At 36.3% G+C, this 11,523-nt stretch carries 11 protein-coding genes; 9 read left to right on the top strand and 2 right to left on the bottom strand.

The features are described 5' to 3' along the window. Positions 1-32 precede the first annotated feature (32 nt). The 4 genes from PFY09_RS05190 (at position 33) to PFY09_RS05175 (ending at position 5,754) form a co-directional block, all read left to right on the top strand. Positions 33-1,160: a glycoside hydrolase 100 family protein gene (locus PFY09_RS05190; protein WP_271161672.1), complete on the top strand. Its 1,128-nt coding sequence runs from the start codon at positions 33-35 to the stop codon at positions 1,158-1,160. Positions 1,161-1,200: 40 nt separating this feature from the next. Beyond that, positions 1,201-1,851 (top strand): uridine kinase family protein, encoded by a 651-nt coding sequence (locus tag PFY09_RS05185; protein ID WP_271161671.1) that lies wholly within the window; start codon positions 1,201-1,203, stop codon positions 1,849-1,851. Beyond that, entirely contained in the window at positions 1,848-3,257 is a 1,410-nt protein-coding gene (locus PFY09_RS05180) for an MFS transporter (RefSeq protein WP_271161670.1), read from the top strand. Before PFY09_RS05185 ends, PFY09_RS05180 begins: the two co-directional genes overlap by 4 nt. A gap of 484 nt (positions 3,258-3,741) precedes the next feature. Then, the gene (locus tag PFY09_RS05175; RefSeq protein WP_271161669.1) at positions 3,742-5,754 is read left to right on the top strand and encodes a PAS domain-containing sensor histidine kinase; all 2,013 of its coding nucleotides are present in this window, start codon (positions 3,742-3,744) and stop codon (positions 5,752-5,754) included. A gap of 112 nt (positions 5,755-5,866) precedes the next feature. Here PFY09_RS05175 and PFY09_RS05170 read toward each other — a convergent pair whose 3' ends face one another. Both PFY09_RS05170 and PFY09_RS05165 read right to left on the bottom strand, forming a co-directional pair. Then, a complete protein-coding gene (locus PFY09_RS05170) occupies positions 5,867-7,570 on the bottom strand; it encodes an FAD/NAD(P)-binding protein (protein ID WP_271161668.1) in 1,704 nt (567 codons plus the stop codon). A gap of 70 nt (positions 7,571-7,640) precedes the next feature. Then, positions 7,641-8,090: a PA2169 family four-helix-bundle protein gene (locus PFY09_RS05165; RefSeq protein WP_271161667.1), complete on the bottom strand. Its 450-nt coding sequence runs from the start codon at positions 8,088-8,090 to the stop codon at positions 7,641-7,643. Between the two features lie 127 nt (positions 8,091-8,217). Here PFY09_RS05165 and PFY09_RS05160 point away from each other — a divergent pair, with 127 nt between their 5' ends. From PFY09_RS05160 to PFY09_RS05140, 5 genes are all read left to right on the top strand, one after another. Further along, a complete protein-coding gene (locus PFY09_RS05160; protein WP_271161666.1) occupies positions 8,218-8,973 on the top strand; it encodes a LytR/AlgR family response regulator transcription factor in 756 nt (251 codons plus the stop codon). 169 nt (positions 8,974-9,142) lie between these two features. After that, complete coding sequence (locus tag PFY09_RS05155; protein ID WP_271161665.1) at positions 9,143-9,880, top strand: hypothetical protein; 738 nt, start codon at positions 9,143-9,145, stop codon at positions 9,878-9,880. Between the two features lie 39 nt (positions 9,881-9,919). Beyond that, entirely contained in the window at positions 9,920-10,435 is a 516-nt protein-coding gene (locus PFY09_RS05150; RefSeq protein ID WP_271161664.1) for a hypothetical protein, read from the top strand. Between the two features lie 4 nt (positions 10,436-10,439). Further along, entirely contained in the window at positions 10,440-10,706 is a 267-nt protein-coding gene (locus tag PFY09_RS05145) for a hypothetical protein (protein WP_087706116.1), read from the top strand. A gap of 333 nt (positions 10,707-11,039) precedes the next feature. Then, positions 11,040-11,348 (top strand): hypothetical protein, encoded by a 309-nt coding sequence (locus tag PFY09_RS05140; RefSeq protein ID WP_271161663.1) that lies wholly within the window; start codon positions 11,040-11,042, stop codon positions 11,346-11,348. The last annotated feature ends 175 nt before the right edge of the window (positions 11,349-11,523 follow it).

Genomic DNA, 11,523 nt, shown 5'->3' with positions numbered 1-11,523 from the left:
TTCATTCCGCATTTTTTTCAAAAAAATACAATATGTTTAGACAGGAAGCCATTGAAATTATAAGGAAAGCCATTACAGAAGAAGGAATTCTGGCATCTGCACAACAAAGAGACAACTACGCAAGAGTATGGGCGAGAGATTCTATGATGACGGGATATGCCGGAATTTTAGTAAATGATGAAGAAATTCTTGCCGGACTGGAAAAATCTGTTCTTACACTCGCTAAACATCAAGCGGAAAACGGACAGATCCCTTCCAATGTGGTGAATGATAAAGCAAGCTACGGAACACACGTAGGAAGAACCGACGCCACAACTTGGTGGATCGTTACAACCTGCGAATATCTTACAAAAACGCAAAATCAGGAAATTAAAAACAGTCTGAAAGAAAAAATTTACAAAGCCCTTTCCTGTCTTAAAAGCTGGGAATACAACCAGAGAGGTTTGGTGTACAGTCCGTTGGGCGGAAACTGGGCAGATGAATATGTAACTTCCGGATATACTTTGTACGATAACGTTCTGAGATATTGGGCTTTAAAAAATGCTGCTGAAGTTTATAATGATGAAACATTAAAAACTGTAGCAGAAAATACAAAAAATCTGATTCAGGAAAATTTTTATAAAAATGAAAATGCTTCAGATTCAGCTAAATATCACGAAACGGCTTATGCTAAAGTTACCGCAAAACCCTATTTCTACGCTTCGCTGAATGCAAACGGATATGACGGACGTTTTGATCTTGCAGGAAATGCACTCGCTCTTTTACTGAATTTTGATCTGGATACAAACGCTTTTTCAGAATTTTTAAATGGAGTAAATGAGGAATTCAGACATTGGATGCTTCCTGCTTTTTATCCCGTGATTTTTCCCGGAGATGACGACTGGCGTCTGCTGGAAAACAACTATAGCTACAGCTTCAAAAACGAACCCTATCATTTCCATAACGGAGGTTCATGGCCGATATTTTTAGGCTGGCTTTGTCTCGGACTTAAACAGAAAGGCGTAAAAGATATTCCTGAAAAAATCCTGAAGCAGTACGAAGAACTGATGAATGAAAAAGGAGAGCATTTCAGAGAATACTATTCCACAGATCTGCTGTTGCCATTGGGAACAGAGCAGCTTTGCTTTTCGGCATCGGGATATCTTTTAATGACTTATTAAAGTACAGTTTTTCAAATTTTTCATCTTAAAAAAGTAAAAAATGGTCGGCGACGTTATAGAATTAAAAGAAAAACATCTGGCTACAGCCAAAGAAATAACAGCATTATTGAAAAAAAACTTTCTCCTGGATGGAAAGCAGAAAATTGCGATCGGGATTGCAGGAGAAAGCGGAAGCGGAAAATCGGTAACTGCTTTTGCCTTAAAGAAAATTCTGGAGCAGGAGAATGTGAAAAGTCTGGTTTTGCAGATGGACGATTATTTTAAACTTCCTCCGAAAACTAACCACGAGAATCGGTTAAAATCTCTGGACAATGTAGGAATTCAGGAAGTAGATCTTGAAAAATTATCTCAGAATATAAAAGATTTTAAAACAGAATCTGCGGAGATTGAAAAGCCTTTGGTTTACTACAGCGAGAATCTGATCAGCAGTGAAAAAATCGGCACTTCAGGGTACGAAGTCATCATTGTGGAAGGAACCTACATTCTCGAAATTGAAGAATTTGATTTTAAAATTTTCATAGACCGCAATTACAGAGACACTCACGAAAACCGGATGAAACGCAATCGTGACGAGCAAAGTGACTTTGTAGAAAAAGTTTTGGAAATTGAACATCATATTATCCGCAGTTTCAAAAATAATGCAGATCTTATTCTCGGAAAAAACTATGAACTTGTAAACACAGATTTATGAACGCAAAAAGAATCATTCCGCGCCTGAGTTTCTGGCAGATCTGGAATATGAATGTCGGATTTTTCGGGATTCAGTACAGTTTCGGGCTTCAGCAGACTGCGGTTAATCCCATCTATTCGTTTTTGGGAGCTCACGCAGAACAGCTTCCCATTCTCAATCTGGCGGGTCCCATTACCGGATTGCTGATCCAGCCGTTAATCGGAGCCATCAGCGATAAAACATGGAGTCCAAAATGGGGGCGCAGAAAACCGTTCTTTTTGTTAGGAGCATTATTCTGCAGTATAGCCTTGTTTTTATTTCCTTTCAGTTCTACCATCTGGATGGCAGCGGGACTTTTATGGATTTTGGATGCCGCAAACAATACCGCAATGGAACCTTACCGCGCTTTCATCGGAGACAAACTTCCGGAAGATCAGCAGACATTTGGTTTTCAGATGCAGAGTCTTTTTGTGGGAGCGGGGATTACCCTTGCCAATCTTTCGTTATTTGTTTTTCAGAAATATTTAGGCGGAAATTCTGCAAGCGGAGGAATTCCTGTATGGGTTTATTATTCCTTCTTTCTGGGTTCGTTCTGTTCAATCGCATCTGTAGCGTGGTCTGTGTATAAAACACCCGAAATCCCGCCAACGGAAGAAGAAATTGAAGAATTAAGAATCGCAAAAGAAAAAAGTACATTTTTCACACCTTTTATAGAAATTATTGTCGCAATAAAAGAAATGCCGAAAGTTCTCTGGCAACTCGCACTGGTTTATCTTTTCCAGTGGTACGCACTTTTTGTCTATTGGCAGTTCATCACGCCGATGCTGAAATCGTCGCTGTACGGAATTTCCGAAGCGGATGAATCTAAAGCCAATAATTTTCTGGAAAGTGCAAAAAACGGCGCTTCAATTGTTGCAGAAGACCTAAGCTGGGCAAAAGAAATACTGCATCAGGTTGAGGTTGCGGTAGGACAGACCGGATTAATGAACGGTTCCTATAACATCGTTACGATGCTTTCCGCTTTGCTCTTGGTTCCCTTCGCTAAAAAATTTGGTTCTAAAAACACATATATATTTTGTTTGTTCCTTACAGGTTTAGGCATTATGACCTTACCTTTTATTAAAAATGAATACTTCATTCTGCTTCCGATGGTTGCATTGGGAATCGGATGGGCTTCAATGATGGGATTGCCGTATTCTATGGTTTCTCCATCCATTCCTCACAGCAAAAGAGGAATTTATATGGGAGTGATCAATATGATGATTGTTATTCCGATGCTCATTCAGACCTTATCCTTCGGTTTTATCTTTAATAATTTTCTGGGAAATAATCCTTCTTCGGCTATTATTTTAGCAGGAATTCTGTTTGTAGTGGCTGGAAGCTGCGTCTTTTTAATAAAACCCGATGGGGCTAAAAAAGTAGAATAAATGTAAAGAGATCTTCATATTATTTGGTTAGGAAGCAGGCTGCAAATTTTTTTTTGCAGCCGCTTTTTTTTATGGCAAACCTGTTTAAGCTTAATCGTTATAACCTTCGCAAAGGCGCAAAATATTCATTAAATACGGTCTTGTCTTAAGGCGCAAAGATTCTATCTGCGATAAAATTATATTGAAAGTCTTTGATTTTCCTGCGTCCTAAAAGATTTGGGATTAATAAAAAACTTGCGTCCTTGCGTTTTCCAATAAGAATATTTTTATTTTAAAAAAGTGTAGACAAACCCGGTATATATCAGTTTTCAAACTGTAATTCCCTTTACTGTAAAATAAAACCGGATCAACATAAAATCGTTTGTTTTGGCTTACATTTCGTTTGAAGATCGTATCAAAAAACAATTATTAAAATTCATAAAACTTTATATTCCGGTTTTTTTAGTAGTTTTTAATAATTATATTTGATTATTTAAATTGAATTATGAATTCTCCTCAGAATATTTCCCCTGAAAAATTATTGTCTGTACTATTTTATTCTCCCAACGCAACGGCTGTTTATCAGGGTGATGATATCAAAATCATAAGCGCAAATGAAGCCATGATTAATTTTTGGGGAAAAGGCAGCAGTGTTGTAGGAAAAAATATTCTGGATGCTGTTCCCGAATTAAAAGGGCAGCCTTTTTTTGATATTCTGCAGAATGTATGGAGATCCGGACAAAGTTTTATAGCGAAAGATTATCCCGCTATACTTAATATCGACGGAGTGCTTCAGAAATTTTACTTCGATTTTGAATATAAGGCAATTCTCGATTCTTCAGGGAAAACCGAATATATACTTCACACCGCATCTGAAGTTACAGAAAGACAGGAAGCTTTAAAAATGGTGGATGAAAAATCTAAGTCTGAGCAGAAACTAATTAATGATCTTTCCGCACTTAATGAAGAATATCTTGCCACCAACGAAGATCTGAGTTCTAAGCATGAAGAGCTTTTTAGCGTTAACAATAAGCTTTTACAGACCAGAAAAGAACTGTTAACCGCCAATCATACTTTAGCTGAAAACGAAAAAAGATTCAAAACTTTGGTGGAAAAAGCTCCTGTAGCAATGGCTTCTTTAAAAGGAGAGAATTTTGAAATAGATATTGTGAACGATATGGTTCTGAATATCTGGAACAAAGACCGATCAATTGTCGGGATGCCTTTGCAGGATGCACTTCCGGAACTGATCGGACAATCATTTATTGATATTCTCACGGAAGTGCATGAGAAGGGAGAACCTTATTTTGGCAAAGAAAACAGGGTTCTGATAGAAAAAAACGGACTGCTTGAAGAGCTTTACCTCAATTTTGCGTATCAGCCGATATTTGATGAAAATAATAAAAGCACATCTGTTCTCGTGGTGGCAAATGATGTTACCGAGCTGGTACAATCCAGACATTCGCTTACTGAAATAAAAAACAGGCTTGAAATTGCTCTGGATGCAAGCAAATTGGGCTCCACGGAAGTAGATCTTGAAACCGGAATGATGCAGAGCAACGATCAGTTTAAATATAATTTCGGATATATGCCCGAAGAAGAATTCAATTATCCGGATCTCTTTGAAGCGATGCTTCCCGAATACAGGGAAAAAGTGAAAAGTCTGGTACAGGAAGCCATTAGAACCAACGGCATCTATAAAGCAGAATATCCTGTAAAATGGAAAGACGGCTCCATCCACTGGATTCAGGCGCACGGAAGACCCAGATATAATAAAAACGGTGTTGCGGACAGAATGGTGGGAATGACTTCCGACATCACAGAAAAAAAACTTGCGGAACAGCGCAAAGACGACTTTTTAAGTGTTGCCAGTCACGAACTTAAAACTCCGCTAACCGCTGTAAAAGCTTCCATACAATTGCTGAACAGGATAAAAGACCGTCCTTATTCTGAAATTCATACCCGCCTTATAGAACAGTCGGATAAGGAGATCGAGAAAATGCATATGCTGATTGATGATTTGCTGAATATGAGCAGATTAGGGCAGGATCAGTTAATGCTCGAATACGGAGTTTTTAATCTGCACGAGATGCTGAGTAAAAGCTGCAGCCATGTACGATTCGAAAATAAATATCAGCTTATTTTAAAAGGAGATGAAAATCTGATGGTGTATGCCGATGAACACAGGATAGAACAGGTTGTGGTAAATCTCGTGAATAACGCGGTTAAATATGCCAAAGATTCCGAAGAAATTCATATTTCCATAGAGTCACTGGAAAATGAGATCAAAGTTTCTGTCCGCGATTTCGGAAACGGCATTTCGGAATCTTTACTTCCTCATCTTTTCGACCGTTATTACCGTGTGGAGCATATGAGCAAATCTTATTCAGGGCTTGGTCTTGGATTATATATCTGTTCTGAAATTATTAAAAAGCATTCGGGAAAAATTGGAGTTGAGAGTAAGCTGGGAGAGGGAAGTACATTCTGGTTTACTCTTCCTGATAAAAAGGTAAGTTAATAATAAACAGAACCAAAAAACAATTCTAAATTGTTTATCTATCTTTGAGAATTCAAAAAAATGCATTCGTCCAATTTATAAAATTCTGACGAATGCGGAATTTGAAGCTTGTTTATAATAGAGATTGTACAATTCTTTTTCCTGCGGTATCACAAAAATCAAGTCCGGAATAGTCCGGATTTAATCCTGCAATATACGGAACTGCCATAATGTAAAGATCTTCTGTAACTTTTCCGTAATAATCCAGAGCCTGAAAATGATCGTTAATATTCAGTCCGTCTACCCGAAGATAATAATGATCAGGTTCCGTTTTCATAATATGGCTGCTGTCTTTTTCAAATTCACTTTTACCTTTTTCAGGATCTCTGAATTTGATGTATCCAGAACTGATGAATCTTCCGTTTTTCAGACCTTCAAAAGGAATGCTGTTAAATTGAACCGGCTGCTGACCAATGGCATCGATATAAAGTCTGTAATGATCGGATTTTTTATTTCCTTCTTCATCCGTATAATGATAAATGATTCCTTCTTCCTCATGAGATTCAATATGGCTTTCATCATCCACACTTATTAAATTCAGTACTCCTGCATCATAAAGCGCAATAAGCTCTTTGTAAGAAGATTGTGGAAGAGAAGCAATGATCACCGAAATAAGCGGAAGCAGGGTTTTTCTGAGTCTCATCATATCTTCTGCTGAAAAATGTTTGGCAGGATAATTAATCGCATAGCTGAAAGCAGACAGCGTTTCTTTCCATGCAATGGTCTGATGTCTTTCTATTGATTTTTCTGCTTCAGCATATTCAGCTTTAAAAAGCTGGAAACTATCCAGTTTTTCTCTCAATTCAAGCATTTTTTCAACAAATTCTTCAATCGTGAGGTCTTTTATTTCGTGATAAAATTTTTCATTCTTCTTTCTCAGCGGTTGTTTAAAATTCAGGTCGAACACATAATCCAGATCCACAAAGCCGTTATGTTCCTGTTTGTATTTTTGGATTTCATCATGAGACATGATCCAGCCTTCAGAATAGGGACTTCCTTCGGAATGAAACCTTAAAGCAGGAAGAAATCCCCTTTTCGAAAATAAGGTAATGGAAAAATTTTTGTTTTCTTCATTAATCTTAAATTTCAGATCGTCATTCTCTTTGATGTATGTTCCGTTTAATCTCGCCAGAGTTTTTACCGCATCTACTGCGGTAAGTGAGGTTCCGCGGATCGCAACCGGATGATCGGAAGTGCGTTCAAACTTTGAAGGAGGATAAGGAGAATCGTACCATCCTTTGCTGCGGGTTTCGTTTTCAGAAGACCACTGATGTCCGGTGCAGATAATTACTTTAGACACGTTGTGAGCATCACCGGATTCTGTAATTACCGTAAAAAAATCATCATTTTTCCTGTCAATATCTACAACTTTTGTATTTTTAAAAACTTTGACCTTAATATTATGCTGACCGACAGTTTTCAGTAAAATATTGAACTGATCTTCCAGATAATTTCCTAAAAGAAGTCTGGGAATTACTTTGTATTCATTGATGTTTCCTTGGTTTGTGCTCACAAAGTCCGGATAATCTTTCAGATCTTTTTTTGTCACAAAATCGGTGAAGGACTGTGGTAATTCCGGAAGTTCATTGGCGGAAACATTGGCAACGTGCTCAAAATTTGCTCCATAATGACTGTAAGGCATTCCAGATCCTAAAGCTTCGCTTTTTTCGAAAATATAAAGTTCTTTTGGGTAAACTTTTTCTGCAATAAGATGTTTCACAACAAATAAAGCAGCCGGTCCGCCTCCGATAAGGGCAATACTATCGATATTCTTCATGGATAATTGGTTTATATAATCGCAAAAAGAGAGTTGAAAAACTCTCTTTATGGGTGATGAAATTTGTTTGTTAATTTCTTGCTTCAAGATTTTCAAATTTTGAGTAAGAAGATTTCAGATGATGAAGCTGATCCGAAACGAGTCTTGAACATTCTGGAGAGAGATCTCCGCTGTCCAGAGCATTCTGATAGGCATCGATGGCTGCTTTTTCTCCGAAAACAACATTTTCCAGCGTAGATTCGTCTTTATCTGCTGAAAAAGCATTTTTTACATCAATCCATGCTCTGTGAAAAGCTCCTGCGGTACTGGTTGTATTATCTGCCTCACCGCCATGCTCGTTAATGTGTGTTATCAGATCATTTTTCATAGTCTGAGACTGCGAAACCATCTGGTCATAATCGCTTCTCAACGCCGGATGAGTGTCCCATACTTTGTCTTCCACTTTTGAAAATCCTTCAATCCTGTCATTGGTAATGTTCAGTAAATCGTTTAGTACGGCTACATTTTTTTCGTTGTTCATATTTAAATTTTTTATTTGGTGTCCTTCATACTTTACAATAAATATGCCTTTTTAAAGCACTTCCGGATTATTTACGTTTTTATTGTGAGAAATTGGAAATATTCTATATTTGTGAAAATTAATAATCATGCTAAAAGTCATCGTCATTGATGATAATCTTGAAGTCAGGAAAAAACACTGTACTCTGATAAAAAATAACTGCCCAAATCTTACTTTAGTAGGAGAGGCACATTCTGTAGAATCCGGTATAAAAGTGATAGAGCAGTTTTCTCCCGATATCGTTTTTCTGGATACCCAGTTTTCTGACGGAAGCAGTTTTGATCTGCTCGAAAAATTAAGTCCGAATACATTTAAACTCATATTTATAACAGACTGTGAGAATTCTGCCGTAAAAGCATTCCGTTTTTCAGCAGTTGATTATCTCTTGAAGCCATTGAAAACAGAGGATTTGATAGAAGCAGTAAAAAAAGCCGAAGAATCAGTAAGGAAAGAACTTTTCGATATCAAATTCAGTTATTTGTTTTCTAATCCTGAACGTCCTAAAAATATTCAGAAACTTAGATTGAAGACAACGGATAAAATTTACTCGGTTAATATTCAGGATATTGTCAATTGCCAGTCCGAGAAGAATTATACCACATTTCATTTTATCAACGCACCGAAATTAGTTGTTTCTACCAATTTAAAAGAATATGAAAATATTTTAACTCCTTTTAATTTCTTCAGAACCCATCAGTCCCATCTTATTAATATGTCTTATTTTGATCATTATGTAAAATCGGATGGCGGTAATACGGTAATGATGAAAAATAACGCAGCCATACCACTTTCGGTGAGAAAGAAAGAGGAATTTCTGGCATTGCTGGATCATCTTCATGTGTAAAACTGAGTACAGATTTGCTCGTAAACCTTACGAATTTACCGGTAATCCTTACAAATGTTCATTTGTCGGAATTGCTATTTTGCTTTCGTTTATTATTGCATTTTGAATTTTTATAAAAAATAAAATATTCAAAAAAGAAGAAAAATTTTATAATTTAACTAAACAAACCATGAAAAAAAGATCATTTTTTTTGATTCCGATTCTTTCGGCTGCATTACTTTTAAATTCCTGCGGACAGGAACCTGTAAAAATAGAAATAGGCAAAGAATTTAAAATAGAAAACAATCCCATTACCATTCTGAAGTTTGAAGAAATGAAAGTTTTGCGCTCTGAGAAGGAGAAAATGATTAAAATTGCCCCAAAAGGGAAAAAATATATTTATCTGGAGGTTAAAAATCCGAAGGATGAAATGATTTTCCTGAAAGTATTCAGCAAAGATAAAGAGATTAAAGCAGCCAATGATCTTATGTATTTCGGTCATGATATAGATACAGGATTTGAAGATGCCTATTTTCTTGTAGATGAAAATACAGTAATTGATAAAATCGTAATCAATACCCCTGCTGATACAGAATATACTGTGATAAACCCGGCTGTAACTAAAGATAAATCTTCTATTCCTGACGCAGTATACGGAATTATAGATGCTTATACCACAGAAAAACCCATTGGTCTTTTGGAAGGTTTTGCGCCTTATGTTGAAGAAGGGAAAAATGTTCATTCCATTGCAACACAGGATGGGGAAATCATGGCAAGTAATATCATGAGCAACAAAGCAGAACTTTCTTATTTTACAGAGGACGGAAAAACGTATGTCTTCCATATTCAAAATATTTTGGGAAGCAGCGGAACAGCGACAACACATTGGCAAAACGGGAAAATTACCAGTATAGAAGTAGTTGAATAATTAAAAAAAATCGAATAACATATTTAATTTAAACAGTTTATGAGAGTATTGACTTTAATATTTATGGTTCTTGCATTTTTGGTAGGCAGTACTTGTTCCGGCTTACTATTCAAAAATATTGAGAGCAGAATGGGAGGCGATGACTACAGTATTGTAGATAAAGCCCATCAACAGATTGATGATCTGAAAAAACAGGGAATCGATATTACAAAAATAGATGATCCTCAGGTAAAAGAAAGCCTTGAGATTCTGGAAAAAGTACCCCCGAAATGGAAGGTAGATACAGCCGGAATTCTGGGTATTGCAGTAACCGTTTTAGCATTTGTCATGATTGTTATTGCCTTTATGAAAAAAAATGCTGTAAGAGCTGTCAGTTTACTGGTGATTGTTTTATCGCTTGCGCTGTGGATCATTGCTCCGGATATAGAGGCTGGAAAATATTCAGGAATCAATCCGAAAACAATGGCTTTGATCGGGTTTTTAGGTTTGGCAGTTTCAGCAGCTTTTGCATTCATGAGTTATCAGTTGTATCTCAAAAAACTTTCAAAAAACTAGAACAATGGATACATTAGGAATTATAGGAACTATTTTGATGTTCATAGGATTCGCAAGTGCTGCGTGGGCTGCAATTCTTTACGTGTTTTCTCTCAGTGCGGTGGCGGGAACCAAATTGTCAAAAAAAGTAGGAACAGCCAATGAAAGAACAGACGAATATCTTGAACAGGGAAAATCCATGTCCAAAGCAATATTTAAAAAGCTAATCTTGAGATTGGCAATTGGCTGCGCAGGCTGGCTGATGTCGTACCTAGCAACAGGACATGCATAAATTTCTTAGAATTATATATAAAATAAACCTTGCGTATGCGAGGTTTTATTTTTTCGTTTAAAAAAGAAACTTTAGTATTTTCATGAGAGATTTGTTTAAACTTTTTATTTAACTTGAAAAGTCACAAAAGATAGATTGAAATCTTATTTTAAAGTAATAATGACAGATAAAAAAGATAACAAAAGTCTTAAAGATCCTCGATTTTTGATCTTTTGAGCACTTTGATTATTGATGCATAAAGTTATTAGCGACTTTAAGTTAATTTAAAAATTAGTTTAAACATATTTTAGTTAAGTTTTTAATGAATTTAAACACAAACTTTAAAAAATAAATATGGAAAAGGCAGAAAAAATCTCCGCAGAACAGATAAATGAAGTAAAAGAAACCCTTGCAAATACCGCGGTAGGCGAACTGGAGCAGGGAGAAGATTTTGAAAAATTAGATTACACGACTGTAGAATTCGGATACATTTATCTGAGAGACGGAAAGTATGAATCGCTCTTTAAAATCATAACTGATAAAAGGATCGTATTTTTTGCTGCACAGAAAGGAGGTCTGATGCGTTTGCAGGATTCATTCACAGAAGGACATTTTCAGGCCACAACTAAGCAGATGATGGCTTTCCACGGAGACTGGAAATAAAAATATCCGCGAAAACAATTCAGAAAATAAAGACAATGACAGCATTCATAGAGATGTTGTCATTTTTATTTTGCTGAATTCAGAATATAATGTTGAGGTTTGAAGTATTATATTTCAAAAACCTTAAATTAGAATCTGTAAATTATCTTAAGCTTAAAATAAATCTAAATTCATA

Source organism: Chryseobacterium gambrini (assembly GCF_027920505.1).
Lineage (GTDB): Bacteria > Bacteroidota > Bacteroidia > Flavobacteriales > Weeksellaceae > Chryseobacterium > Chryseobacterium gambrini.
Note: the sequence above shows the minus strand (reverse complement) of the source record. Positions and strands in the feature narration are given on the sequence as shown.

What these genes read in the sequence shown, in the direction of transcription:
- PFY09_RS05190 (WP_271161672.1), top strand. Translation starts at nt 33, where the DNA reads ATGTTTAGACAGGAAGCCATTGAAATTATAAGGAAAGCCATTACAGAA.
- PFY09_RS05185 (WP_271161671.1), top strand. Translation starts at nt 1,201, where the DNA reads ATGGTCGGCGACGTTATAGAATTAAAAGAAAAACATCTGGCTACAGCC.
- PFY09_RS05180 (WP_271161670.1), top strand. Translation starts at nt 1,848, where the DNA reads ATGAACGCAAAAAGAATCATTCCGCGCCTGAGTTTCTGGCAGATCTGG.
- PFY09_RS05175 (WP_271161669.1), top strand. Translation starts at nt 3,742, where the DNA reads ATGAATTCTCCTCAGAATATTTCCCCTGAAAAATTATTGTCTGTACTA.
- PFY09_RS05170 (WP_271161668.1), bottom strand. Translation starts at nt 7,570, where the DNA reads ATGAAGAATATCGATAGTATTGCCCTTATCGGAGGCGGACCGGCTGCT.
- PFY09_RS05165 (WP_271161667.1), bottom strand. Translation starts at nt 8,090, where the DNA reads ATGAACAACGAAAAAAATGTAGCCGTACTAAACGATTTACTGAACATT.
- PFY09_RS05160 (WP_271161666.1), top strand. Translation starts at nt 8,218, where the DNA reads ATGCTAAAAGTCATCGTCATTGATGATAATCTTGAAGTCAGGAAAAAA.
- PFY09_RS05155 (WP_271161665.1), top strand. Translation starts at nt 9,143, where the DNA reads ATGAAAAAAAGATCATTTTTTTTGATTCCGATTCTTTCGGCTGCATTA.
- PFY09_RS05150 (WP_271161664.1), top strand. Translation starts at nt 9,920, where the DNA reads ATGAGAGTATTGACTTTAATATTTATGGTTCTTGCATTTTTGGTAGGC.
- PFY09_RS05145 (WP_087706116.1), top strand. Translation starts at nt 10,440, where the DNA reads ATGGATACATTAGGAATTATAGGAACTATTTTGATGTTCATAGGATTC.
- PFY09_RS05140 (WP_271161663.1), top strand. Translation starts at nt 11,040, where the DNA reads ATGGAAAAGGCAGAAAAAATCTCCGCAGAACAGATAAATGAAGTAAAA.